Source organism: Flavobacterium sp. JLP (genome assembly GCF_015350755.1).
Taxonomy (GTDB): Bacteria; Bacteroidota; Bacteroidia; order Flavobacteriales; family Flavobacteriaceae; genus Flavobacterium.
In genome coordinates this window covers 404201-430934 of sequence record NZ_JADKPS010000003.1, presented here as the reverse complement: position 1 = coordinate 430934, position 26734 = coordinate 404201, and the positions used below count along the sequence as shown (strand labels likewise).

Sequence of the window (26734 nt, the reverse complement as noted above, 5' to 3'; positions counted from 1 at the left end):
ATTTTTTTTTATTGTATTCGTTTCATAATCAAATTAGTAGGAGTTATTTTACGTAGTTTTACGTGTTTTAAACTCTAATTCTCTTTTTTTATGCAATAATTTACTAAAACTTTTTAGTGATTGGCCTTTTTATGCTCAGCTATATTCTTAAATTTTAAAGAAATCATTGCAGGATTGATGTCTGTTAGTCTAAATTTCAGAATTATAACGAAAACGTTATCGTAATCTTTGCTGATCTATTAATTTTATATGCATGCATTGTTAATTTAAGTTTTAAAAATTATCTTTGAAAGCCGTTTAAAAGAACAAAAACAATAAAAAAATATAAAACCATCTCTATTAACGAAGTTTTTTGGATTTTGGTTTTTAAGAAAACAATAAAACTAAACAAGACTATGGATTTCAATCTTACCGAAGAGCATTTAATGATTCAACAAGCCGCTAGAGATTTTGCTCAAAACGAATTGTTAGCAGGAGTTATTGAACGCGACGAAAAACAAATTTTTCCGACAGAGCAAGTAAAAAAAATGGGACAATTAGGATTCATGGGAATGATGGTTGATCCTAAATATGGAGGAAGTGGTCTAGATACCATTTCATACGTAATTGCAATGGAGGAAATTTCTAAAGTAGATGCTTCGGCTTCTGTAGTAATGTCAGTTAACAATTCGTTAGTTTGCTGGGGTTTGCAGGAATTTGGAACTGAAGAACAAAAACAAAAATATTTACCAGGCTTAGCTTCAGGTGAAATTCATGGAGCATTTTGTTTAAGCGAACCAGAAGCAGGAAGTGATGCCACTTCTCAAAAAACAACTGCGGTTGATATGGGGGACCATTATATTGTAAACGGAACTAAAAACTGGATTACAAATGGAAATACAGCTTCTGTTTATTTGGTAATTGCTCAAACACACCCGGAGAAAAAGCATAAAGGAATCAATGCTTTGATCATGACGAAAGACATGCCAGGTTTTTCTGTTGGCCCAAAAGAACAAAAAATGGGAATACGTGGTTCTGATACGCACTCTTTAATGTTTAGTGATGTAAAAGTTCCAAAAGAAAATAGAATTGGCGAGGATGGTTTCGGGTTTAAATTTGCCATGAAAACACTTGCTGGAGGCCGTATCGGAATCGCGTCTCAAGCATTAGGAATTGCATCTGGAGCTTATGAACTAGCTTTGAAATATTCTAAAGAACGCAAAGCTTTTGGAACAGAAATCTGCAATCACCAAGCCATTGCTTTTAAATTAGCAGATATGGCTGTTAATATCGAAGCAGCACGTCATTTGTGTATGAAAGCAGCTTGGGACAAAGACCAGCATAAAAATTATGATGTAAGCGGTGCAATGGCAAAATTATTTGCTTCGCAAGTAGCTATGGATACTGCTGTAGAAGCCGTTCAAATTCATGGTGGAAACGGTTATGTAAAAGAATATCACGTAGAACGTTTTATGCGCGATGCTAAAATTACTCAGATTTATGAAGGAACATCTGAAATTCAGAAAATTGTAATTTCAAGATCTGTTATTGCAGGATAATTTGATTTCAATTAATATCAAAAACCCTTTCAGCCATTTTAGGTGCGAAAGGGTTTTTTTATGGAATATTTTTTTTACTTTTCAGAAGTATTGCCTTAAATCAATTACTTAATTCTTCAAAATATAAATTCAATCCTATTATTATGAAAAAACTTTACTTTCTTCTTTTGCCACTAATAGTAGTAAGCTGTAAATCAAACCCATCGGCAGTTACTGAAAAAACTTCGAGCTCAAGTTCGAAATCTGTAGAGATAGCTTATAAAGTAAAAGAATCTGAGGTTTCAGATTTCTTAAAATATCTTTCTTCAGATGAGCTGGAAGGACGCGAAACTGGCACAAAGGGAATTGAAAAAGCAGCTGTTTTTTTAGAAGATTCTTTTAAAAAGAACAATATAAAGCCTTATTTCTCCTCATATCGTGACACACTTACTAATTTTAAATCGCCGGCTTTTAATATCGTTGGAGTTTTAGAAGGAACTGATCCTGAATTGAAAAAAGAATTTGTGGTTTTAAGTGCGCATTACGATCATATTGGCGTAGAGAAAAATAAACAAGGAGATGTAATTAATAACGGAGCCAATGATGATGCTTCAGGAGTAACGGCGGTTGCTCAAATGGCAAAATATTTTGCTGAAACAAAATCGAATAAACGCAGTATTCTTTTTGTGTTTTTTGCTGGAGAAGAAAAAGGTTTATTAGGATCTAAAAGTTTGGTTCAGAAATTGAAAAAGAAAGATTTCAATCTCTACACCCAGTTGAATATCGAAATGATCGGAGTGCCAATGAAACGCGATTATCTGGCTTATATTACAGGTTTTGACAAATCAAATATGGCCGAAAAGATAAATGAATATACAGGAAAAAAGACTATTGGTTTTTTACCGAAAGAAGCAGAATATAAATTGTTTTACAGATCAGATAATTATTCTTTTTTTGAAGCTTTCGGTAAGCCTTGCCAATCCTTAAGTACTTTTGATTTTGAGAATTTTGAATTTTATCATCATGTTTCAGATGAATTTAAAGTGATGGATATTGCACATATGACTTCTTTTATTCAAGAATTATTGCCTGCTGTAACTCAAATAAGTGTTTCGCCAACAGAAGAAATTACCATGAATAAATAAACCTTCTTTTTATTGGATTTGCTTATTTTTGCTTCATGAAAAATATTATTGTTACCGGAACGAGCAGAGGAATTGGTTACGAATTGACATTGCAGTTTGCAAATGCAGGCCATCAGGTTTTAGCCATTTCTAGAAAAATACCTCAAACACTTTTAGAACATCAAAATGTAACTTGTCTTTCAGTTGATTTGGCGGATGAAACGGCTTTGCAGGAAGTAGACCGTTTTCTTTCTTCGACTTGGAAAAAAGTAGATGCAGTAGTTCATAACGCTGGAGCTTTGTTATTAAAACCTTTTGCAGAAACCACTCAAGCTGATTTTGAAAGTATTTATAAAGTGAATGTTTTTGCAGTAGCAAATCTTACCAGAATTTGTTTGCCGTATTTAGAAAGTGGCAGTCACGTTGTAACAATAAGTTCAATTGGAGGCGTGAGAGGAAGTCTTAAGTTTGCCGGATTAGCAGCGTACAGTTCTAGCAAAGGTGCTGTTATTACGTTGACTGAATTATTAGCTGAGGAATATAAAGAACGTGGTATCTCCTTTAATGTTCTAGCTTTGGGTTCTGTGCAGACTGAAATGTTACAAGAAGCTTTCCCAGGTTATCAGGCGCCAATTTCTGCTGAAGGAATGGCAACTTATATTTATGATTTTACACTTAATGGCAATAAATATTTTAACGGAAAGGTTTTGGAGGTTTCGTCGACAAATCCGTAGATTAAATTCCAAAAAATAAATTCCAAATTCCAATTTTAAACTTTTTACTTTTAACAAATAACATTTCACTTAAAAATTGAACGAAACTCTAGCAAGATATATACCCGAACATGCTGTAAAGCCTGTGTTTGAATTGATTGTTGCCAATCAGGTTCATCTTAAAATCGTAAATGAACGCCAAACGCGTCATGGAGATTATAGAAGAGGACCAAGTGGTAAACATGAAATTACGGTAAATGCGAGTTTAAATAAATACCGTTTTTTGATTACGCTGATTCATGAAATCTCCCATTTAGTAGCCTTTGAAAAGTTTGGACGGAATATAAAACCTCATGGGAGTGAATGGAAATATACATTTCAGAGAATGATGGTTCCTTTTATTCGCCCGGAGATTTTTCCGGCAAATATATTGCCATTATTGGCACGCCATTTTAAAAATCCTTCTGCCAGCAGTGATACAGACACAACTTTGTCTTTAGCATTAAAACAATATGACGCAGGCAACGACAAAAATTATGTTTTTGAAATTCCGTACGGAAGTGTTTTCAGAATCAAAAACGGTAAAATATTCAAGAAATTAGCCGTCAGGACAAAACGTTTTGAATGTATTGAAATAAGTTCAGGTAAAACATACCTCTTCAATCCAAATGCGGAAGTTGAGTTGATAAATATTCAATAAATAAATCCCAAATCCCAATTTATTAAAATGGAATTTGGGATTTTCCTTTTGTATAATTTACCTAAATATAACATACGATTTGTCTTATATTTATAAAATACTAGGATCTTTATAAATAAGTTAATAAATGATTATGATAAAAAATCTACTTAGAATTTTACTCGTTTTACTTTTTTCAAACTCTATACAGGCTCAAGAAGTTGAAGATTCTGAGGTAAAAGAAAAATCAAATCCAATTATATATGCTGAAGCATTTGGAGGATTTGCTGTTGTTCATACTACTGGTGTTGCAGGCGGTGCAGAATTAAATTATCAAGCAGGAAAAAATCTTTTTAGTTTTAGATATACAAATGCAGTTGGTTACACAAAAAAAGAAGAAACCTATATTATTCCAGCATTTGACAAAACAGAAGATAACAATGAATTTGCTTTATTGTTTGGCAGAAGATGGTTAGAAGAAAGTCATTCTTATAGTATTTCGGCGGGAATAAATTATAATAGCTTCGAGCTTATAAAAAGAGATGAGGAAGGCAATCGATATTCTAGGAATAAATATTTTTACGGTGTTCCTTTTGAAGCAAATTATAAGTGGTTTTACTCAAAAAGAAGATCAAATTTAGTATTTAATACAATGATTCCAAGTGTCGGAATTAAGCTCTTTGGTTCAATAGCTAAAAATACTTTTGTTGGAGTAGGGATAACGTTGGGATTTGGACTTCATAAAGAATATAAATAGTGAATAAAAAAATCCAAATCCCAATTTTTATAGATTGGAATTTGGATTTTTTATTTGGAATTTGAAAAAGATTCTAACCTTTTAAATACGCTTCACGTACTTTTTTGAATAAGTTCGAAGAATAAACAAATTTCACAATGTCTTTATTGTCAGTTCTAAAGATTTCTTCTTTAGTTCCTTGCCAAGCTTTTATTCCTTTTTTTAAGAATACGATATTTTCGCCAATTTCCATTACCGAGTTCATATCGTGCGTATTAATTACGGTTGTGATATTGTATTCTTTAGTGATTTCCTGGATCAAATTATCAATCAAAGTCGAAGTATTTGGATCTAGACCAGAGTTTGGTTCATCACAAAATAAGTACTTTGGGTTGTTTACAATCGCACGGGCAATTGCAACACGTTTCTGCATACCTCCAGAAATCTCTGATGGCAATTTTTTATGTGCCTCAACTAGGTTAACTCTTTCTAAAACAAAATCAACACGTTCTTTAATTTTAGCCTTGTTGTCATTTGTAAACATTTTTAAAGGGAAAGCAACATTTTCTGCAACAGTCATTGAGTCAAACAAAGCACTTCCTTGAAAAACCATTCCGATTTCAGTTCTCAGTTCTCTTTTTTCATCCGGATTTAGTTCAGAATAAACTCTACCGTCAAATTCTATTGTTCCTGATTCAGGTGTATGAATTCCTAATAAACTTTTTAATAAAACAGTTTTTCCAGATCCACTTTGTCCAATAATCAAATTGGTTTTTCCAGTTTCAAAAACGGTCGAAACGCCTTTTAAAACCTTGCTGTCACCAAATGATTTTTCTACATTTTTTACTTCTATCATGATCCTAGTAACAATTGTGTTAGTATATAATTAAACAGAATGATCGAAACAGCTGTCCAAACAAACGCGACTGTACTTGCTTTACCAACTTCTAAAGCCCCGCCTTTCATATAATAACCATGAAATGATGGTATTGTTGCCAATAACATTGCGAAAATTAAGGTTTTGATGAAAGCGTATACGATGTGAAACGGAATAAAATCCATTTGTGCACCATCTATAAAAGCGGCACTGGTTGTAAATCCTCCATAAACACCTGCAAGCCATCCTCCAAAAATCCCTAAAAACATACTGATTCCAATAACAAAAGGATACAATAGCAAAGCAATTATTTTAGGAAATACCAAATAGTTAAGTGAATTAACTCCCATAACTTCTAATGCATCGATTTGTTCTGTTACACGCATTGTACCAATACTAGAGGTAATAAAGGATCCCATTTTTCCGGCCATAATAACTGAAATAAAAGTAGGAGCAAACTCCAGAATTACAGATTGGCGCGTTGCAAAACCAATTAAATATTTTGGAATTAAAGGATTTGTTAAATTTAAGGCTGTCTGAATAGCAACAACACCTCCAACGAAGAAAGAAATGAAGCAAACGATGCCAAGTGAGTCGATAATTAAATCGTCGATTTCTTTGAAAATTAAATTTCTCATAACAGGCCATTTCGTCTGTTTATTGAAAATTTCTTTCAGCATTAAAAAATATCTTCCGATTTGAGATAAATAACGAATAAGCATCATAGTTTTACAAATATTGGCTAAGGTAAAAAGAAGTTATGAGTTTTGGGTTATGAGTTCAAGTTTTTCGGTTGTTTAACCAATCAAATTAACTTTTGTTTCATTTTTTGAAAACGATAATTTCTAATAAATTTAGCTTGTTCAGGGGTAACTAATAAAGGAGTTTTGGATTTTTTAGCTTTCCAAAATCCTCTAATATAATCAAAAAAGAGAAAAGGCTTTTTCTTCATTATTGCCAACTTTGCAGATGCAATTGCTGTAATCCAGAAACCGTATCCCAAAGTAAAAAAGGCTTCTCCTTGTTTATAACGTGCTGTTTTATTGTAGTTTGCGCCAGTTGGCTTTAGGTGTTTTACATGTAAAGAAGAATCTGTAACGATCTTCCAGTCGTAATATTTACAAAGCAATTCATCTACAGTGTCCCAGCCCATAGCCGGTTTTAAACCTCCAATCTGCTGATAAGTTTCCTTTCTGTATGCTTTCAGTGCGCCGCGAATATGATCCTTATCGGTTAGATTTTCTAAAACCCATTCGCCGTTTTTATCAATATAACAAAATCCGCCGACCATCCCGATTTTAGAATCAGATTCAAAATGTTTGATTATGGTTTCGAAATAATTGGGAGGAAAAATTAAATCTCCGTCTATTTTAACAATAATATCGTAATCAGAATCTAAAGTTTCAAAACCTTTTTGAAAAGCCTGAATTACTTTGCTTCCCGGCATATGAATCGCATCTGAAGTCTTGTTTACAACAGAAATAAACGGATTTTCTTTTGCAAATCCCAATACAATTTCTTCTGTTTTATCAGTAGAATTGTCATTTACAACTACAACTTTTGAAGGCAAAACAGTTTGCGAAACCAGAGATTGCAAAGTCAAGCCAATTAAATCTTGCTCGTTGTGCGCGGGAATGACGATGTAATATTTCATTTGAAAAATTTTAGATTTTAGATTTTAAATTTTAGATTGTTTTACATGATCTAAAATCTAAAATCTAAAATCATTAATCTAAAATTAAATTTTCTCAGCGTAAACAATATAGTATCTATTTGTAAAACTGCGTAAAAATGGTCTTAAACCAAATTTCTTTACTGGATTTGTCCACTTTTGCCTGTCGACGATTTTCCAGCCGGTTTTTTCTAAAAGCCAGTCTAACTGCCAATCTTCAAATTCATGGTAATGTCTGTCCCACATATCTGTTTTAGAACGATATGCCGGAGAAAACCATAAACGCATCGGAATTGAAATTAATAGTTTGTCTGATTTAATTTTGCTTAAAATTGTAAACGGATTTAATAAATGCTCGAATATTTCGAATGCAGTTACAACATTTTGAGTGTCATTTTTGAAAACACTTTGGTCTAAATCTAAATCTTCGCCAGTTGTGTTTTTTACTGAATATCCAGCTTCTTTCATGATTTTTGAAAACGGATTTTCAACTCCTAAATCAAGAATAGTTTCAGACGTTTTGATATGTTTTTGTAAAAATTCTAAAGTAAGTTTGAATCTTTTATTGGGAAACGTTTTTTCGTACATTTTATAGTTTTTAACGGCAAAGGCGCAAATATACTAAAAAGTCCGCATTTTAAGATGCGGACTTTTTTAAGTTTTTAGTTTACAGTCGCAGTTTACAGTTTGTCGAACTGATTGCTGCGACTGTAAACTGTGACTGATTACTAGTATCTATATACAAAAGCATTAACGTTCATTCCCGCTCCAACCGAAGCAAAAATTACAACATCGCCTTTGTTGATTTCATGATTTTCGATTTTACCCTGAATCAATAAATCGTACAAAGTTGGTACGGTTGCAACACTGCTGTTTCCTAAGTCATGAATGCTCATTGGCATAATATCTTTAGGTGCAGTTTTATCATATAATTTATAGAAACGATCAATAATTGCTTCGTCCATTTTTTCATTAGCTTGATGAATCAAGATTTTTTTCACTTCGTCAATACCAATACCGCTTTTGTCAAGACAGTTTTTCATAGCACATGGAACTTGGCTTAAAGCAAATTCGTAAATTTTTCGCCCGTACATTTTAATGTATTTAATATCCGGATCTAAATCTTGATTATATGATTTTCCGAAGTATAAAAAGTTGGCTTCATCATTAGCAAAAGTGGCACTTTCGTAAGCTAATAAACCAGCTTCATCTTCTGAGGCTTCTAAGATAGAAGCTCCCGCACCATCAGAATAAATCATCGAATCACGGTCGTGATCGTCAACAACTCTTGACAACGTTTCTGCTCCAATTACTAAAACACGCTTTGCCATTCCAGACTTAATAAATGCGTTCGCTTGCAAAACGCCCTCAATCCAGCCCGGACACCCAAAAAGAATATCATAAGCTACACATTTTGGATTTTTAATTGCCAATTTGTTTTTTACACGAGTTGCCAAACTTGGCAAAATATCCGTTTGATGCGTTCCAGATTTTACATCGCCAAAGTTATGAGCGAAAATAATGTAGTCTAGCGTTTCAGCATCAATTCCTGCGTTTGAAATTGCTCTTTCAGCTGCAAAAAAGGCTAAATCAGATGCGTTATGTTGAGTTTCGGCATAACGGCGATTTTCAATTCCGGTAATACCTTTAAATTTTTTAATTACCACTTCATTTGGGTAGCCAAAAGGAGTTCCGTCTTCATTTAAAAAAACATGTTTGTCAAAGTCAGTGTTGCTTACTTCTTTATTAGGAATATAACTTCCTATACCTATTATTTTTATTTTCATTATTCCTCGATTATCCGGTAAATTTATTGCTAAAGTATAAATAAAATCATGATAACTATCATAAAAAATACTATGCATGCATATAATTGTCAAATAACAATTTTTTATTGAATTTATTGTTTATTTTTTAATGATTTTTTAATTTTTTCGAGATTTCAAACGTTTGAAATAAAGATGGAGTTTGAAAAAAGTTTCAGGTTTCAAGTTTCAAGTTACCCAGAACCTGAAACCTTGAAACCTGAAACAAAAAAACAAAACCCGACAAGTTATAAAAATTGTCGGGTTTAAATATTTATAAGAAACTATTTTTTTAGTTTTCCATGTAAGCTTCAATAGGAGCACAGCTGCAAACTAAATTTCTGTCACCGTATGCATCATCCACACGACGAACAGATGGCCAGAATTTATTTTCAGCAATATATTCTAATGGGTACGCTGCTTTTTCTCTAGTATAAGGGAAACTCCAAGTATCTGTAGTTAACATTGCCAATGTATGAGGTGCATTTTTCAATACGTTATTTTTATCATCAGCTGTTGCGGCTTCAATCTCTTTTCTGATTGAAATAAGAGCGTCACAAAAACGATCTAACTCTGCTAAATCTTCAGATTCAGTTGGCTCAATCATTAAAGTTCCTGCTACAGGGAAAGAAACCGTAGGAGCGTGGAAACCGTAATCCATTAAACGTTTCGCGATATCACCAACTTCAATTCCGTTTTCTTTAAATGAACGGCAATCTAAAATCATTTCGTGAGCCGCTCTTCCACATTCCCCAGTATAAAGAATTGGGTAATGACCTTCAAAACGAGCTTTCATATAGTTAGCATTCAAAATTGCATGCTCTGTAGCACTTTTTAATCCTTCAGCACCCATCATTGTGATGTAACCGTAAGAAATCAAACAAACTAAAGCTGATCCGTAAGGTGCAGATGAAATAGCTGTAATAGCTTGTTCACCGCCTACTTTTAAGATTGGGTTTGTTGGTAAAAATGGAACCAGTTTTTCGTTTACACAAATTGGTCCAACTCCAGGTCCACCGCCACCGTGAGGAATAGCGAATGTTTTGTGTAAGTTTAAGTGACAAACGTCAGCGCCAATTGTAGCAGGATTTGTTAATCCAACTTGCGCGTTCATATTAGCACCATCCATATATACTAATCCGCCATTATCGTGGATTAATTTTGTGATTTCAATAATTGAAGATTCGAAAACTCCGTGAGTAGAAGGATACGTTACCATCAAACAAGATAAATCGTCTTTGTGCTCAATCGCTTTTTCTCTTAAATCTTCTACATCAATATTTCCTTCTGGAGTCGTTTTAGTTACAATGATTTTCATTCCGGCCATCGCTGCGGAAGCAGGATTGGTTCCGTGCGCAGATGAAGGAATTAAACATACATTACGGTGGCCTTCGTTTCTTGATAAATGGTAAGCACGAATCGCCATTAAACCAGCATATTCTCCTTGAGCTCCAGAGTTAGGCTGTAAAGTTGTTCCAGCAAATCCAGTAATTACATTTAATTGCTCTTCTAATTTTTTAAGCATCGTAATATAACCTTCAGCTTGCTCAACTGGTGCAAACGGGTGAATGCTGTTCCAATTTGGCATTGATAAAGGCAACATTTCAGAAGCTGCGTTTAATTTCATCGTACAAGAACCTAATGAAATCATCGAATGATTCAATGATAAATCTTTACGTTCTAATTTTTTGATGTAACGCATGATCTGACTTTCTGAATGATGATTGTTGAAAACATCATGCGTTAAGAAAGAAGATGTTCTTTCTAATGAAGCGGGTAATTGACTTGTAACAGCTAATTCAGAAACTGTAAAAGTTTCTTTTCCTAAAGCTTCAGCAAAAATGGCAATAATTTGGTTGATGTCTGCAATTGAAGTCGTTTCGTTTAATGAAATCGAAATCGTATCAGCATCAACATAAAAGAAGTTTACTTCGTTTTTCTCCGCAACAGCTTTTACTTTTTGAGCGTCAGCTTTTACCAAAATAGTATCAAAGTAAGCAGTGTTCGTTTGGAAAACGCCTAATTTATTTAAAGCTTCAGCAGTAGTAACCGCCGATGCGTGAACTTTGTTTGCAATATATTGTAATCCTTTTGGTCCGTGGTAAACCGCATACATTCCAGCCATAACCGCTAATAAAACCTGAGCGGTACATATATTTGAAGTTGCTTTTTCACGTTTAATGTGCTGCTCACGAGTTCCTAAAGCCATACGTAAAGCACGGTTCCCGTTTACATCAATAGAAACTCCAATGATACGGCCTGGCATAGATCTTTTGTACTCATCTTTCGTTGCAAAAAAAGCAGCGTGAGGACCACCGTAACCCATTGGGACACCAAAACGCTGAGAAGTTCCAACAACTACTGCAGCTCCCATTTCTCCCGGAGAAGTTAAAGCGGCCAATGATAAAATATCAGCAGCAAAAGCTACTTTAATTTCGTTTTCTTTTGCTTTAGCAACAAAAGCGCTGTAATCGTTTACCTGACCATATTTTCCCGGGTATTGTAAAATAGCTCCAAAAAACTCATTTGAAAAATCAAAAGTTTCGTGGTTTCCAATTACTAATTCAATTCCAATTGGAGTTGAGCGTGTTTGAAGTACTGATAAAGTCTGTGGTAAAATTTCTTCAGAAACGAAGAATTTATTGGTATTGTTTTTCTTTTGATCACGTGTACGAACGTCAAACAATAAAGCCATCGCTTCTGCAGCAGCAGTACCTTCATCTAATAAAGATGCATTGGCAATTTCCATTCCAGTTAACTCAATAACAGTAGTTTGGAAATTTAAAATAGCTTCTAAACGACCTTGAGCAATTTCTGCCTGATAAGGTGTGTAAGCAGTATACCATCCTGGATTTTCGAAGATATTTCTCTGAATTGGAGCAGGAACAATAGTTGGATGATAACCCAAACCAATGTACGATTTGAATACTTTATTTTTCTTTCCTAATTCCTGAATATGATTTGCGAATTCGTATTCCGTCATCGCTGGCTCTAAATTTAAAGGTGCTTTTAAACGAATGTCATCTGGAAGGGTTTCGTAAACAAGTTGTTCGATCGATTCAACTCCAATTGTCTGTAACATGTGTTGAAGATCTGTTTCTCTTGGACCAATGTGTCTTAAAGCAAAAGCATCTGTTTTCATATAGTTGTAATAGTGTTGTTTTTTTGTCGCGCAAAATTAAGTATTATTAATAATTTAACGGCCATTTTTAACTTCAATTTTTATGAAATTTACAACTAAAGAGTTGATTTGTTAATAATTGATTAGATTTGAGTAATGAAACTTTTAAAGCAGATATTAGATTTTTACCTGAATAGCAGTATTCATGTGGCTTTATCGTGTTACGCGTTGGTGCGTATTACTTTTTATTTCTTTTATCTTCAATATGATGAGTCAATGGCGTTGTTTGTTTTTTTCGGAACAATTGTGGGGTATAATTTTGTTAAATATGATGCTTTGGTTCGATTAAAGAAAAAACCAATCGGAAATCAGTTAAAAATTATTGCTGCTTTGAGTTTTATTTCGTTGCTTTTAGTCGGCTATTATTTTTTTCATTTAAAACGGATTACTCAAATCGTTTCGGTTGGAATTTTTGCGATAACCGCACTTTATACTCTGCCATTTTTTCCAAATCGAAAAAATGCCAGAAATTGGGCTGGAGTAAAAATTTATATTGTAGCACTTTGCTGGGTAGGAGCAACTTTGGTTTTGCCTTATATAAATGCCGAAATTCCGTTTACAGCTAACTTTTTTATCAAATGTATTCAACGTTTTGTGTTGGTTTTTGTACTGATTCTGGTTTTTGAAATTTTAGATTTAGCCAATGACGATCCGCATTTAAAAACCGTTCCGCAGACAATAGGCGTAAAGCGAACTAAGATTTTAGGATTTTCACTTTTAGTTCCGTTTTGGGTTTTAGGAATTTTGACTTTTACGCTTCACGATCTTATCATCAATCTCATTATGGTTGTCACTTTAATGTTGTTTATTCTGTTCGCCAAAACAAAGCGCTCCAAATATTACACTTCTTTTTGGGTCGAAAGCGTACCCATTTTTTGGTGGTTAATGATTGCCTTTTTATAAAAAGACGAATAAAAATTTCTTAAATAATTTTGGCGTGCCCCTCCGGGTCGGGCTATCCGCTCCAAGTCCTCGCACTTCCTTCGTCAGGCTGTGGGCTATCCACTTCTATCCCTCACGCAAACCGTAAAACAAGAAAATTCATTTTCAACACAAAAATATTGAATCAGTTTAATTCTTGAATTGCCTCCAGCTTTAGCTGGAGGTGAAAAATTAGTCTCCAATCTGGCTTTAGCCAAACTTTATCATTTGGCTAAAGCCAACAATATTGTCTCTCATATTTCATTCTCCAGCTAAAGCTGGAGGCAATTGAAATTAATATTTTAAAATCTGCTTAAATCTGCCAAATCTGCGTGAAAAAACAACTATTGATATTGTTTCAAAATCTAACCAATCTATTTTGTTTTTGCTTAGCAAGAGCTTTCTTTTTAATTCTATTTTTCAGAAACTTGTTTCAGAACTTTATTTCTCTCTAAAAGGAAATTCGTTAAGTGCTTTTTCAGAAATAAAACATCAAATAATTTCCCGAAAATGCCAAACGGAGTTTCATATTGCATTTTATCTTTCATGATCGTAATTCCATTTTCTTCTTCAAAAAAATGTTCATGTTTGAAAGATTTGAATTTACCTTGCTCCATTTCATCCACAAAATAATCATAAAAATTCATTGCAGTAATTCTGCTTTTATGCGTGAGATAAAAACCGAAATGTTTGCCACGCCACGTTACCGTTTCGTTTAAATTTATCAAACCAGATGTTACGCCAGCAATTGCTTTTTCGTTTGTAGGACTCGCAGATTGTTGATGAATATCGATATTTCTTGATGCATCAAAAACGATTTGTTTGGGTGCGTTTATTTTGGTAATTAAGTTTATAGTTGTCATATTGATTAATTTTGTTTTATGGCAATCTTGTCATTTCGATCCCGAGGCTTCGGGAGAGAAATCACAAGAGTAATTCCTCAAAGAGAATCGCCAATCTTTGTCGAGTTCCTAGTGTGATTTCTCTCCCGAAGCCTCGGGATCGAAATGACAAATAGTGCTTAAATTAAATCTTTAAAAGCTTCATCAACATCTCCAAACTTAAACTGAAACCCATTTTCCAAAAGTCGTTTCGGAATCACATTTCTACTTTTCAAAACCAATTCAGTTTCCGTTCGAATAAAGAAAGAGCCAATTTCCAGAAAAAATTTACTCGTCGGAATTCCGAAAGGAAAACCAACTGCTTTTCTAAGTCTCTGCATAAAATCAGCATTTCTAATTGGCTTTGGTGAAACGATATTGATGATTCCGCCAAGTTCTTTTTCCATAATAAAATCAATTGCATTGGCAAAATCATCTTCATGAATCCAGCTTATAAATTGATTTCCTTTTCCCTGTTTTCCTCCAAAACCAATTTTTGCCAAAGTCTTTAACGGAATAAAAGCACCGCCATCTTTCCCTAAAACAATTGAAGTTCGCAAAGCCGTTTTTACGGTTTTTGGAGTTTCGATTTTAAAGAAAGCTTTTTCCCAAGAAAGTGCCACATTTATAGAAAAATCATTTCCAATTTCGCCGTCAATTTCATCCATTTGTTTGTCTAATGAAAAACGATAAATAGTTGCCGTTGATGAATTCAGCCAATGTTTCGGCGGATTTTGGCAATTTAAAATAGCTTTGTTTAAAATTTTGGTACTTTCAATTCGAGATAAAAGAATCTCTTTTTTATTTTCTTTAGTATAACGACAATCAACAGATTTTCCGGCAAGATTTATTAAAACCGTTGCGTTCTCCAATTCCTTTTCCCAGCCCGAAAAAGTTCTGGCATTCCAGTTTACATATTTAATTCCGTCAATTATCTGCGATTTTCCACGGGTCAGAATTACAATTTCTTCAAATTTATTTTTGAAATGATGGATTAAAACTTGTCCTAAAAATCCAGTTCCGGCGGCAATGATAAGTTTACTCATTTTGATAGTTTTTCAGGTTAAACCTAACAGGTTTTAAAAACCTGTTAGGTTTCTGTAGAAATTAATTTAAAATAAAAAGCAAAGCAAGAATTCGATATAAAATCCAGGTGTAAGATAAATAAAAGGGAAGTTTTAAAACTTTTACCCTTCTAAAATGTTCTGCACACATAATGAAAACCGTAATTCCAACCCAGCCTAAAATAAACATTTCTGGAAGATTAATAAACTGATTCAGAATCAAAATCGGAACTAAAATCAAAGATCCCATTAAAGAAACGGTCATTAAATTTCCTGCATAATTGATTATGGTTTTTTTATCGAATTTTAAAAGAAACAGACTTTGAAAAACAATTTGTCCAAAAGCCAAAATAATTTCTCTCGTAATATTTGATTTTGGTAAAATCAGAATCAGATTAGAATATCCAAATAAAACCAAACTCGTAATAGTTAAAGCAAATCCAATAAAAAGGAATCTGTATTTGTAATTGAAATCAGGCGTGCATTCTAATTTGTTTTCTTCTTTTACAGTTCCCGGAATGATTACTTTTCGGTTATAAGAAACAAAAGAATACATTTTTTTCAAGATAAAATGAATCGGTTTTAGAGTTGCGATTTTTTCAATTATTGGAAAAGAAAATCCAATCACTTTTATCAAACTGTCAACTCCGTACGTGACAGTTTTTGTTTTATTATTAATCAACGCAATTTCATTTGGCGCTCGTTTTAAGTCTACAAAACTTTGTTCTTCATCAGAAAGTTGACAATAAGATTTTCTTCCGTTTTCGTCAAGCATGCCGCTTTTTACAAAGCCGGTTGTGTATAAACTGCAAAGCGGACAATCTTCGTCATAAAGTAAGGTTTGGTTTTCGAGCGTTTTCATGATTTTTGGTTTTTAAGGTTAATAATTTGATCAATACATTTCTTCTAAAAAAGGAATTGATTGCAGTTTTCTTTTATTCTTAACTGTAATTTTTGAACCTTTTGCTAAGAAAACTGAAGTTGGTTTTGCATCTTGAAGAAATCTAAAATCGTTTCCATAAATTTTTTCGAAATCAATTTCAATATTGTGATTTAAAACTTCCAATTGTTCCCATCTCGGATGTTGAACTTCATATTCAAAAGTAGTTTCTTCGTCGATTTTGGTATATCCGAAATAATGTTCTGTGATAAATTCAGCTTCAGAATCGACTTCAATTTCTTTTAAAACATTTGCAGTTTCCAGTTGAATGGTATTCCACTTTTTATCAGTTTTCCATTGATAAACAAAAGTGTTAGTGTTTTTATTCTCAATGATTTCATGTCTCATTTTCTGAGTTTCATAATGTTCCTGATACAAAGTGTTCGCAATAAATGTGATCGCTTTTTTAGGAACAATTTCTTTAATGAAAACTACACCGCGTTTCCATTCTCCATTTTCAAAACGTTTTACATAGAATCTCAAATTGACTTCTTCAAAATCGACATGAAACGGCACTTTCAATCCTAAGACTTTGGTGTTTTTAAACATAAAACCAACTAAGCTTACGTAACATTTGTTGTTCCAAATATCAATTTCGGTTCCTGCGGGAAGATATTTTTCTAAAATTTCGGCATCAACTTCATAATTGAAAAGTGCTAAATTTTTCCATTCTGCTTTTAAGAAGTTCATAAGAGTTGTTTTTTAAATTTTTAAACTTTCAGAAAAAAATGAAAGTTTTGATCAAATTTTTTTATTTCATTATTTTTAAAACCAGCTTACCAAGCCAGTTTTCGTTGAATTCGGTCATTTTGTCCAACATATTATCTGCTTTTAAAACGAAATCATACAATTTGGTAGTCTGATCAACAAAGTGTTTTTCTTCTGCAGAATCTTTTGCTTCGATCGTCGAAACTTCTTTTAAGATTTTAAGTGCAGGTTTAATTTCTCTTTTGCTTCTTTCTCTTGAAATTTTAACTGCTAATTCGTCTAAATCTTTTTCAGCAGTAAAAAATTCTCTTCTTTCTCCTGCTTTGTATTCTTTATAGACAATTCCCCAATCCATTAAAGCTCTTAGGTTCATGCTGGCGTTTCCGCGGGAAATTTGTAATTCTTCCATAATATCTTCCATAGAAACAGCATCGTTTGAGACCATTAATAAAGCGTGGATCTGTGCCATCGTTTTATTAATTCCCCATTGAGAACCTAATGCTCCCCAGGTTTGTACAAACTTATTTTTTGCTTCTTTGAATTCCATAAACCAAATGTAAGTAAAAGTTTTTAAACTTTCAAAAATAAATGAAAGTTTATTTTTTGAAGCTTTTTAGTTTGATTTTAAAGAACTGTATAATTAAAAGATAACTTTTGCTTTGTAAGTTTTGGTAGATTTTTTACAACAAATAGATTAAGAAAAATCTTATGACTTATTTAATCGCTTTCATGCCATCTTATATTGATCTTGTGACATTTTCTTACATTAAAAAGAATGGTTCGTCTAGCTTTGATTAGGTAAAGATATAAACCATGATCTAGTATGCTGACCCCAAACAGTATTAAACATCCTTTTTGAGATTAATTCGATGCTAATTTTAGCAGCTTCCAAATGTTTTTCTGTTTTGCATTTCTCTTTCTGAGTCCGTCTTTATTTAATGTAATAAAATATTATCTAAAGATTTTAAACAATGAAGGAAAAAAGAACTTTTGATTTAAACGAATATTATTCTGACTCAAAATTTTTAAAGGAAGTTGATGCTATTATGCAAGAAAAAAAACAGATTCTTCTTTTGGAGTTTCACAGCTGGCTGATCAATTAAAAATCAGCAAAGCACAGCTTAATCGTAAAATGCAAAATCAAATGAGTTTTTCACCAGGAAAACTCATTTTGTATTATAAGATGGAGCTGGCAAAGCATATTTTGAATTTAAATAAATACTCTATTGAAGAAACTGCTGTTTATTGTGGCTTTAGCGGAGTGGCCAATTTCAGTCGTAAATTCAAACAAGAGTTTGGTCTTTCTCCTTCAGCATATCGTGAAAATGGTTTGATTACTGGGTTTAAGCCAGAAGATTGGAAAATTCCCTTAAGCGATGAATGCTTTAATAAGCTCATTCAATTAAAAAGTGAATATAAATGGCTGGCAAAACTGCTGGTCATCATTATTGATAATCTTGACAACGAAGCTTTCTCTATTGAGATTTTGTCAAATAAACTTTTTATGAGCCCATCTAATCTTAATCGAAAAGCAAAAGCTTTATTTGGTTTTCCTGCGATTCGATTATTGCGGGATATAAGACTTCAATACGCTGTAGAACTCTTGATGTTACAAAAGAAATCAATTACTGAAGCAGCCTCACTTGCAGGTTTTTTTGATATTTCTCATCTCTCGCGTGTTTTCAAACAAAATTTTAACTGTTCTCCAAGTAAATACAAGTATGACAACAACGTATTCCCGTTTGTTGATTTATTAAGAAAAGAGCTATGATTCAAATTGATAAAAAGCAGCTCATTCTATACAAATTAAAGAAAGAATAAACTGATAATTTTGACTTGTTAGAATTTACGATTGCGCAATTAAATATCTAAAAAAATAATTATTAACCCTATTAAATAAAAAATTATGAGTGTACAAGTTACAAATAAAGACGTTGTTCTTTTAGGTCACGGCAGTTATTCAGGCGGAGTAAATAATACAACACTTCCTGCAAATATTGATTTATATCTTTTACCGCCGGTTGGGTATATTTTAATGACCGATTTAGCTGCTGCTTTAATTAGCCAAACAAAAATTGATAAAATCAAGTTAAATCATGATGGCGGAAGCCCAGAGATTGTAGATGCTCCTTTCGCTATATATCGAGGAGGAGGAGCTGCTCCCAATCTTACATTATATAATTTGGGAGATCTAGTCCCATGGGGAGAAAAAACCATTGCTGATAAAAAGAATGTTGTTACTGTGAGTAAAACTACTTTACTGTCGGAATTAATTCAATCTGACCCTAAAATCTTAGCGGCTTTAAAAATCTTATCAAAAGGTGAAAAACTAAAATTATTCTGGTCGGCATGCGCTAGCCAAGTAGATGGTAATACAGCTAGTCTTATATAAATAAAGATTAGAAATAAGTAAAAAATCATGAACTGATACTGCAGATTAGAAACATGAGAAAAGCCATGAGTATTTTAAAACACAATTCAACTCAACACTGTAAATGAGATTTTTATCTCAACTAAAAACTAAAAGTACATTTTGATTGATTATGAATTGCAGGATAAACTATTTAAGGCAAATTAAAAATGAAAATCATTTTAGTGGAAGATTTTAACCACTTCAAAAACAAACTGTTCGCATTCAGGAAATAATGTGAGGCGGAACCTGAAAAGCTTATGAGTAGGGAAAAATAACCAAAATATATAAATTATGGCAACTTTTAAAACAACAATCAATATTAGCCCAGACGATGTAGCAAAATTAAAAAGTCTAGGATACTCTTTATACGGATTTAAATCAGTAGCAGCTTCTGCAGGTGGTTCGCCAACCGTTTGGTTTCATTTGCCAAAGGAAAAATTATTAGGACAAACTGAAATTACTTGGGAAGAAGAGTTTCAAGCATACAATTCAACTACTACAATTGCTCCTAAAGTTACAATTAAAGCAAGTAATACAATAGAAACTGATTTAGGGGAATTAGTAACTATAGAAAAAGATTCAGGTAATATAGGCTCTACGACAGGTGGTGTTGATGGTGCTGTATCTTTTCTTAATCAAGATACACAGGGATTTACAGTTGGAATTAATCAAGTAGTAAATGGAAAATCAAACATTTTGTGTGCATTTCCAATTTTGGGAGCCGGGTCTTCAAGAGTTATTACGCCAATTACTAAAATAGCATTGATTTTTTCTACAGATGAAATCCAAACTGCAACTGTTATTACTAAAGCAATGTCTGCGGGTGCATTTATTGACCTTACTTCAGTAAGTTCACGAGAAGTTAATTATGATACAAACACTGGCTGGAGCGCAGATAAGGGGACATGGTTGAAAAACTTTGATGCTTTTGCAGATTTACAGGCAATGTTGATTGAAAGTACAAGTACAGAAGAAAAAGCGCTTACTGAAAAACATGCATAATTAAATTATGTAGTTTGAATTACTCTTCATTAATTTTTTGATGAAGAGTAATTCTTTATTAATAGATGGAATTCTGAAATTCATATTAGTCAATATGCGGTCAATTAAAAAATAAACGAATGAAGAATTCAGTAATAATTAACTTTTCTCCAGAGACTGTAGAAGTATTAAATAAAGGAAATTATAGCTTATGTTGTTTTCTTTCCTCTAAAACTGATAATGCTTCGATATTTACACCTTTATGCTGGAGTGTAATAAAAGGATTTTTACAATCTGTTTTGATCGAATGGGAAGATAACCTTTGCGCCTATTTGTCTACAAGTGATATAATAGAAAATCAAGTCATATATATTCCTCAAGCTGTTTCTGCACAAAATCAGGCTGCATCCAAAAAAGCCCAAACAGGCTCAAGTTATAAAATCGATTTAAACGAAAGAATGTTAATAGAGAATTATGGCAAAGTGACCATTGATGGTAATAATGACCTTAATAATGTATTAATTCAAAATAATTCAAATAATCCATATTCAACGGGACTTTGTATTTATAATACCACTGATGAGCAATATTACGGTAATTGTGTTTTTAATACTTATGGCGGGAATACTATTAAAGTTAGTCCCGTTAATAAAGCATTTTTAATGTTTAGCAGTAAAGATATTGAAAACAACACGGTAATTCTTAATGCTGAAAATTCAGGAATACTGGTTGATTTAACTGCAAGTGAAGATAATTCTAGAACAGTTTCCTATGATATAAATAACGGATGGAGCTCAGATAAACAGGTTTGGGGAAAACAATATCCAGCGGGTACAGATTTAAAAGCTTTGTTGCTTACTTAATATTTTAGAAGCTGCAAAATAATTTTACTTCAAATTTTTCTTTTATCGTTTATCTTCTTTCGAATAGTTAGAACCACCATTTATATTAACTTCATTTCCTAAAAAACGTGGTTCCCGATTTCGTAAGACATCAAAAAAAGATTTAAAAACAGAACCATACTCTCTAAAAGTGACATATTGATAACCTAAATATTCTCCTGAGTTCGCAGAATATCCAACCGATTTAATTCCGAGTTTTTGCCCTATATAAATTGCCCGGTTCAAATGATATTCTTGAGATATTAATGTTGCTTTTTTAATTTTGAAAATATGCTTTGCGCGATACATTGTCGAGTACGTATCGAAGCCAGCGTAGTCGATAAATATTTTAGTAGTGTCAACTCCTTGATTAAAGCAATAATTTTTCATTACTGTTAATTCATCATATTCTTCACGTCCGTTATCTCCAGAAAGTAAAATTTTGTTAATGCGTTTCGCTTTCCATAAAAAAATCCCAGCATCCAGACGGTCTTTTAAATATTTACTTGGCTGATCTCCTTTGACTCCAGCACCAAAAATAATTCCAACATCATTTTTAGGGAATCTTTTAAGTGAATAATGAATGTATTTCTTGGTCGAAGATTTTACGTAATAATTTACAGAAACAATTGCAACTAATCCAATAATGGCAAGATAAAGGAGGATTTTAAAATATTTTTTCAAAATTATTTTTTGTAAGATTAGATTTAATCTACGAATATAGCCAATTTTATTTTCAGACAAAATCAAACAAAAAAACCGAAACAGAAATGCTTCGGTTTTGTCTAATATTCTAAGAAGTCTAAAAATCTAAGAAAGTCTACAAAAGACCCGCTCTCTTCAATAAAGCTTCTGGTTTCGGTTCTTGCCCTCTAAAACGTTTGTACAAAGTCATTGGATGTTCAGTTCCTCCTTTTGAAAGCACATTGTCCTTGAATTTTGTCGCTACTTCATGATCGAAAATACCTTTTTCCTGAAAATATTCAAAAGCATCAGCATCCAGAACCTCAGCCCATTTGTAACTGTAATATCCAGAAGAATAACCGCCTTGGAAGATATGCGAAAAAGCCGTACTCATTGCATTTTCTTTTACGTCTGGATACAATTGTGTGTTAGCAAATTGTTCGATTTCGAAAGCTTTTAGATCCGTAATGTTTGTTGGATCTTGTCCGTGCCAAGCCATATCTAAAAGGCCAAAACTTAACTGGCGCAATGTTGCCAAACCTTCTTGAAAACTTGCACTTTCTTTAATTTTGTGTACATATTCAATCGGAATAATTTCTCCCGTTTCATAATGATTTGCAAACAAAGCCAAAGCTTCTGGCTCGTAACACCAGTTTTCCATAATCTGACTCGGTAATTCTACAAAATCCCAATAAACGGAAGTTCCAGATAAACTTGGGTAAACTGTATTCGCCAGCATTCCGTGTAGACCATGTCCAAATTCATGGAATAAAGTCGTTACTTCATTAAAAGTCAATAATGATGGTTTTGTTTCCGTTGGTTTTGTAAAATTGCAGACATTTGAAATGTGTGGTCTTTCGTTTACACCGTCTTTTTTATATTGATGTTTGAATGAAGTCATCCAAGCGCCATTTCTTTTTCCTTTTCTTGGGAAGAAATCGGCGTAGAAAATAGCCACTAAATTGTTCTCAGAATCCGTTACTTCGTAAGTGGTAACTTCTTCATGATATTTATCGATATCAAAAACTTTAGTAAAAGTTAATCCGTATAATTTTTTCGCAACTGTAAATGCGCCATCTAAAACTTTTTCCAATTGAAAATAAGGTTTTAGTTTTTCGTCGTCTAAATTAAAAAGCTGTTGTTTTAATTTCTCAGAATAATAAGCGCCGTCCCATTTTTCTAATTGTTCAATTCCGTCTAGTTCTTTCGCGAAAGCAGTTAATTCAGCAAATTCTTTTTGAGCTGCCGGTTTTGCTTTTGCAAGCAAATCATTCAAGAAAGAGAAAACTTTATCTGGACTTTGTGCCATTCTTTCTTCTAAAACAAAATGTGCATGTGTTTTGTAGCCCAATAAATTTGCTCTTTCAAAACGAAGTTTAGCAATTTTCAACACATTTTCCTGATTGTCGAATTCGTTATTCTGAAACGATCTTGCTCCAAAAGCAATTGCCATTTTTTTTCTTAATTCGCGATTGTCAGCATAAGTTAAAAACGGAACATAACTTGGATGATCTAAAGTAAAAATCCAGCCTTCTTTTTCTTGGTTTTTCGCCAATAATCTTGCAGCTTCAATTGTTCCTTCCGGTAATCCTGATAAATCCTTTTCATCAGTTAAATGCAATTCGAAGGCATTTGTTTCTGCTAAAATATTTTCTTCAAATTGTAATTTTAATTTAGATAATTCTTTGTCGATTTCACGTAGTTTATCTTTTTTGTCTTCTGGCAAATTGGCTCCATTTCTAGAAAAACTTTTGTATTTTTTGTCTAAAAGCGTTGTTTGCTCGGGATTCAGATTTAATGTATCTTTTTGATCGTAAACCGTTTTTATTTTCTCAAACAAAGCGGCATTTAATGTAATGTCATTTCCAAATTCTGAAAGTAAAGGCGAAACTTCCTGAGCGATTTTTTGCATTTCGTCATTGGTTTCAGCCGAATTTAAATTGAAGAAAATACTCGAAAGACGATCTAAAATATCTCCTGAAAAATCCATTGCTACAACCGTATTTTCAAAAGTTGGTGCTTCTGTATTGTTTACGATTGTATCGATTTCAGCTTTTGCCAAAGCAATTCCTTCCTTAAAAGCAGGAATATAATCTTCGATCTTGATTTGAGAAAAAGGTGCTGTATTATGTTTAGTTATAAATTTTGAAAGTAAGACACTCATTATGATATAAATTTTTTTATTAATTGAAGTCGAAATTATTGAATTCCAAAGATAGCAATTTATAAAAATTTAATCATCTAAACAAAATCGATTCTCAGCATAAAATCCTCTTAAATTGTGTTATAGATATGTTATTTATTACTGAGGGCAATTTTAAAAGCGTAAATTGAGAAAATAGAATTTAGCAATATAAAATGCTGATCATAATTATAAAATAAAAAAGATGAATTATAAAGTTGTAATAAAGAATATAGATACGGTAAATGAATTAGAAGGATATTGGTCTGATGAAGATTTTGTTCAGTTATTAGGGAAATTCAATTATCCGGATGGAGCAACAGCAGAGAAAAGCAGTTTGCCGGAATTATTAGAAATGGCTATTTCTGATTACGAGCCTAACGAAGCAGCTCAGATCGTTTTAGGATATAGACTAGGAGATCAATTGAGTGAAGGTCAGATTGAACAAATATCGAACAATATGTTGATTGATAAAGTGTGTGAAGAATACCCAGAAATACACATGCAAGGGACTTTATTTCATGTCAATCAATTGCTTTTTAAAGCCTACAATGGGAAATTTCCAAATGCAAAAGCGTCAGTTGTTCATTTTTCGATGACGCCAACTGATAGTGAACCGCAAAAGCTGACTGCCGAAAATGTCCTTAAATTATTGAACAACGGTTTGTCTGATAGAAACCTTATTAAGAGATTATTCGAAAATCAAATATCTCAAAATATCCCTTTTCCTGAAGCCGAAGGTATTATTTGGGAATTGACAACAGAAGATAACGTAAATTACAATTTGGTTACTTCGGAAAATTGGATCAATAAAGATGATATAGAGGAATCTGAATTTGAATCTGTTTTGGAGGAAGTTGAAGATGTAGCATAATTTAAGTTATTAGTCGCGGTTTTCAGTCACAGTTTATACTGAAAACTGTGACTGAAAACTGCAAACTATTTCAGACCTTCAGCCGCTTTATTAACAGCTGCTTTCAATTCTTCTTTATAAGAAATAATGGTATCAAGTACTTTTTTATCATGACTTCCGATGATTTGTGCTGCTAAGATTCCGGCATTTTTTGCTCCGTTCAAAGCAACTGTTGCAACCGGAACGCCGCCCGGCATTTGAAGAATCGATAATACCGAATCCCATCCATCAATAGAATTACTAGATTTTACAGGAACTCCAATTACAGGAAGCGGTGACATTGAAGCTACCATTCCAGGTAAATGTGCAGCGCCTCCAGCTCCGGCAATAATTACCGAAATTCCGCGTGTATGTGCATTTTTACTGAAATCGAATAATTTCTCCGGCGTTCTGTGTGCCGAAACGATATCAACCTCAACTTCGATATTGAATTGTTTTAGTATGTCGATGGCATCCTGCATGACTGGCATGTCTGAGATGCTTCCCATTATAATGGCTACTTTGCTCATTTGTGTTTTTGTTTTGTTATATTTTGTTTCAGGTTTCAGGTTTCAGGTTTCAGGTTTCAAGTTTCAAGTTTCAAGTTTCGAAAACTGAAAACTGTGACTGCAACTGAAAACTATTGAGAAATCACTTTAATAGTATTCTTAACCTGCTCCGCGATTCGTCTGGCTTCCTGCATATTTTCGTTTACAATCGTAACGTGACCCATTTTTCTGAAAGGACGGGTTTGTTTTTTACCGTAAATATGAGGTGTAACGCCATCCCATCCTAAAATAGTTTCGATGTTTTCGTAAACTACATCTCCAGAAAAACCTTCGGCGCCCACTAAATTTACCATAACTCCGGCAACTTTACTTTCGGTATTTCCTAAAGGAAGATCTAAAATAGCGCGCAAATGATTTTCGAATTGAGAAGTAAAACTGGCTTCAATAGAATAATGTCCAGAATTATGCGGGCGAGGAGCAACCTCATTTACCAAAATTTCATCTTCTTGGGTTTGAAACATTTCTACTGCTAAAAGACCAACGTGATTGAATTTCTCCGAAACATTCAAAGCAATTGCTCTGGCTTTTTCGGCTACTTTTTCGTCGATTCTTGCAGGGCAGATTACGTATTCTACTTGATTGGCTTCTGGGTGAAATTCCATTTCTACAACCGGATAGGTTTTTATTTCTCCAGATGGATTTCTTACCACTATTACAGCCAATTCATTTTTGAAGGGAACCATCGTTTCTGCAATGCATTCAACATGCGGCAAATCATCCATATCAGAAATTTGGCGAATAACTTTTACGCCATTTCCGTCATAGCCAAATTCAGTGCATTTCCAAACAAACGGAATTGTGATTTCGTTATTTCCAACTGATTTTTGCAAATGCAGCGGACTTTCAAATCGTAAATATGCTGCGGTCGGAATATTGCTTTCCGTATAAAAATCTTTTTGAGTTCCTTTATTCTGAATTCCTTTTAAGGTTTTTGGAGATGGGTACACTTTTACGCCTTCATTTTCTAATTGCGTCAAAGCTTCAAGATTTACCAATTCGATTTCAAAAGTCAAAACATCGACTTGTTTCCCGAAGTTGTAAACCGTTTCATAATCCATCAAATCGCCCTGAAAGAATTTATTGCAGGCAATTTTGCTCGGAGCTTCATCACTCGGATCTAAAACATAAGTTTGTATGTCAAATTTTCTGGTGTCAGACAAAAGCATTTTACCCAATTGTCCGCCGCCTAATATTCCTAATTTAAAATCAGAAGAAAAATAATTCATTTTGTGTTGTGTTTTTGCAAAGATACTTGATAAAATAGAAATGCCAATTTATTGTGTATTGAATTGCTTTTTTTTCTGAATTTTCAAT

At 33.1% G+C, this 26734-nt stretch carries 27 protein-coding genes; 12 read left to right on the top strand and 15 right to left on the bottom strand.

Translation table 11 applies throughout. The annotated features are described in order from the left end of the window. Positions 1-395: 395 nt before the first annotated feature. The 5 genes from IRZ83_RS11440 to IRZ83_RS11420 all read left to right on the top strand — a co-directional run bounded on the left by IRZ83_RS11440 (position 396) and on the right by IRZ83_RS11420 (position 4790). Entirely contained in the window at positions 396-1538 is a 1143-nt protein-coding gene (locus IRZ83_RS11440; RefSeq protein WP_029271992.1) for an acyl-CoA dehydrogenase, read from the top strand. Positions 1539-1681: 143 nt separating this feature from the next. Beyond that, positions 1682-2662 carry a M20/M25/M40 family metallo-hydrolase gene (locus IRZ83_RS11435; protein WP_194568850.1) on the top strand — a complete coding sequence of 327 codons (981 nt, stop codon included), beginning with the start codon at positions 1682-1684 and terminating at the stop codon, positions 2660-2662. A gap of 35 nt (positions 2663-2697) precedes the next feature. Further along, positions 2698-3375 (top strand): SDR family NAD(P)-dependent oxidoreductase, encoded by a 678-nt coding sequence (locus IRZ83_RS11430; protein ID WP_194568848.1) that lies wholly within the window; start codon positions 2698-2700, stop codon positions 3373-3375. A 76-nt stretch (positions 3376-3451) separates the two neighbouring features. Beyond that, on the top strand, positions 3452-4054 hold the full coding sequence (locus tag IRZ83_RS11425) for a SprT-like domain-containing protein (protein WP_194568846.1): 603 nt from the start codon (positions 3452-3454) through the stop codon (positions 4052-4054). Between the two features lie 133 nt (positions 4055-4187). Continuing rightward, the gene (locus IRZ83_RS11420; protein WP_157495043.1) at positions 4188-4790 is read left to right on the top strand and encodes a hypothetical protein; all 603 of its coding nucleotides are present in this window, start codon (positions 4188-4190) and stop codon (positions 4788-4790) included. 73 nt (positions 4791-4863) lie between these two features. Here IRZ83_RS11420 and IRZ83_RS11415 read toward each other — a convergent pair whose 3' ends face one another. The 6 genes from IRZ83_RS11415 to gcvP form a co-directional block, all read right to left on the bottom strand. After that, positions 4864-5625, bottom strand: a complete 762-nt coding sequence (locus tag IRZ83_RS11415; protein WP_194568844.1) for an ABC transporter ATP-binding protein — start codon at positions 5623-5625, stop codon at positions 4864-4866. Further along, positions 5622-6371 (bottom strand): MlaE family ABC transporter permease, encoded by a 750-nt coding sequence (locus tag IRZ83_RS11410; RefSeq protein WP_029271998.1) that lies wholly within the window; start codon positions 6369-6371, stop codon positions 5622-5624. Before IRZ83_RS11410 ends, IRZ83_RS11415 begins: the two co-directional genes overlap by 4 nt. A gap of 80 nt (positions 6372-6451) precedes the next feature. After that, on the bottom strand, positions 6452-7300 hold the full coding sequence (locus tag IRZ83_RS11405; RefSeq protein WP_194568842.1) for a glycosyltransferase: 849 nt from the start codon (positions 7298-7300) through the stop codon (positions 6452-6454). Between the two features lie 84 nt (positions 7301-7384). Next, positions 7385-7906: a methyltransferase gene (locus IRZ83_RS11400; RefSeq protein ID WP_194568840.1), complete on the bottom strand. Its 522-nt coding sequence runs from the start codon at positions 7904-7906 to the stop codon at positions 7385-7387. Positions 7907-8046: 140 nt separating this feature from the next. Continuing rightward, entirely contained in the window at positions 8047-9105 is a 1059-nt protein-coding gene (locus IRZ83_RS11395) for a 3-oxoacyl-ACP synthase III family protein (RefSeq protein WP_194568838.1), read from the bottom strand. A gap of 310 nt (positions 9106-9415) precedes the next feature. Further along, complete coding sequence (gene gcvP, locus IRZ83_RS11390; protein WP_194568836.1) at positions 9416-12265, bottom strand: aminomethyl-transferring glycine dehydrogenase; 2850 nt, start codon at positions 12263-12265, stop codon at positions 9416-9418. A 135-nt stretch (positions 12266-12400) separates the two neighbouring features. On the opposite strand from gcvP, the gene IRZ83_RS11385 reads away from it, so the two are divergent. Continuing rightward, positions 12401-13207 carry a hypothetical protein gene (locus tag IRZ83_RS11385; protein WP_194568834.1) on the top strand — a complete coding sequence of 269 codons (807 nt, stop codon included), beginning with the start codon at positions 12401-12403 and terminating at the stop codon, positions 13205-13207. A 431-nt stretch (positions 13208-13638) separates the two neighbouring features. On the opposite strand, the gene IRZ83_RS11380 is transcribed toward IRZ83_RS11385, so the two are convergent. The 5 genes from IRZ83_RS11380 to IRZ83_RS11360 form a co-directional block, all read right to left on the bottom strand. Continuing rightward, entirely contained in the window at positions 13639-14088 is a 450-nt protein-coding gene (locus IRZ83_RS11380; RefSeq protein WP_194568832.1) for an SRPBCC family protein, read from the bottom strand. Positions 14089-14246: 158 nt separating this feature from the next. Then, positions 14247-15152 (bottom strand): TIGR01777 family oxidoreductase, encoded by a 906-nt coding sequence (locus tag IRZ83_RS11375; protein ID WP_194568830.1) that lies wholly within the window; start codon positions 15150-15152, stop codon positions 14247-14249. Between the two features lie 61 nt (positions 15153-15213). Then, positions 15214-16032, bottom strand: coding sequence for a hypothetical protein (locus IRZ83_RS11370; protein WP_194568828.1), 819 nt, complete (start codon positions 16030-16032; stop codon positions 15214-15216). 30 nt (positions 16033-16062) lie between these two features. Next, a complete protein-coding gene (locus tag IRZ83_RS11365) occupies positions 16063-16800 on the bottom strand; it encodes a YqjF family protein (protein ID WP_194568826.1) in 738 nt (245 codons plus the stop codon). A 61-nt stretch (positions 16801-16861) separates the two neighbouring features. After that, complete coding sequence (locus IRZ83_RS11360) at positions 16862-17365, bottom strand: GbsR/MarR family transcriptional regulator (protein WP_029272008.1); 504 nt, start codon at positions 17363-17365, stop codon at positions 16862-16864. A 424-nt stretch (positions 17366-17789) separates the two neighbouring features. On the opposite strand from IRZ83_RS11360, the gene IRZ83_RS19595 reads away from it, so the two are divergent. From IRZ83_RS19595 to IRZ83_RS11340, 5 genes are all read left to right on the top strand, one after another. Beyond that, positions 17790-17921 (top strand): hypothetical protein, encoded by a 132-nt coding sequence (locus tag IRZ83_RS19595; RefSeq protein ID WP_255350757.1) that lies wholly within the window; start codon positions 17790-17792, stop codon positions 17919-17921. A gap of 41 nt (positions 17922-17962) precedes the next feature. Beyond that, entirely contained in the window at positions 17963-18589 is a 627-nt protein-coding gene (locus tag IRZ83_RS11355) for a helix-turn-helix transcriptional regulator (protein WP_255526410.1), read from the top strand. 135 nt (positions 18590-18724) lie between these two features. Further along, the gene (locus IRZ83_RS11350) at positions 18725-19210 is read left to right on the top strand and encodes a putative adhesin (RefSeq protein WP_194568822.1); all 486 of its coding nucleotides are present in this window, start codon (positions 18725-18727) and stop codon (positions 19208-19210) included. Between the two features lie 312 nt (positions 19211-19522). Next, positions 19523-20233, top strand: coding sequence for a hypothetical protein (locus tag IRZ83_RS11345; RefSeq protein ID WP_194568820.1), 711 nt, complete (start codon positions 19523-19525; stop codon positions 20231-20233). 119 nt (positions 20234-20352) lie between these two features. Then, positions 20353-21075, top strand: a complete 723-nt coding sequence (locus tag IRZ83_RS11340; protein WP_194568817.1) for a hypothetical protein — start codon at positions 20353-20355, stop codon at positions 21073-21075. 42 nt (positions 21076-21117) lie between these two features. Here the strand turns inward: IRZ83_RS11340 and IRZ83_RS11335 are convergent, their stop codons facing one another. Next, entirely contained in the window at positions 21118-21777 is a 660-nt protein-coding gene (locus tag IRZ83_RS11335) for a vancomycin high temperature exclusion protein (RefSeq protein WP_194568815.1), read from the bottom strand. 136 nt (positions 21778-21913) lie between these two features. After that, positions 21914-23941, bottom strand: coding sequence for a M3 family metallopeptidase (locus IRZ83_RS11330; RefSeq protein ID WP_194568813.1), 2028 nt, complete (start codon positions 23939-23941; stop codon positions 21914-21916). Between the two features lie 223 nt (positions 23942-24164). Between IRZ83_RS11330 and IRZ83_RS11325 the strand changes: the two genes are divergently transcribed. Continuing rightward, complete coding sequence (locus tag IRZ83_RS11325) at positions 24165-24833, top strand: hypothetical protein (protein ID WP_194568811.1); 669 nt, start codon at positions 24165-24167, stop codon at positions 24831-24833. A gap of 65 nt (positions 24834-24898) precedes the next feature. Here IRZ83_RS11325 and purE read toward each other — a convergent pair whose 3' ends face one another. Further along, complete coding sequence (purE, locus tag IRZ83_RS11320; protein ID WP_192187054.1) at positions 24899-25381, bottom strand: 5-(carboxyamino)imidazole ribonucleotide mutase; 483 nt, start codon at positions 25379-25381, stop codon at positions 24899-24901. Between the two features lie 110 nt (positions 25382-25491). Further along, positions 25492-26646, bottom strand: a complete 1155-nt coding sequence (locus IRZ83_RS11315) for a 5-(carboxyamino)imidazole ribonucleotide synthase (RefSeq protein ID WP_194568809.1) — start codon at positions 26644-26646, stop codon at positions 25492-25494. Positions 26647-26734 lie beyond the last annotated feature (88 nt).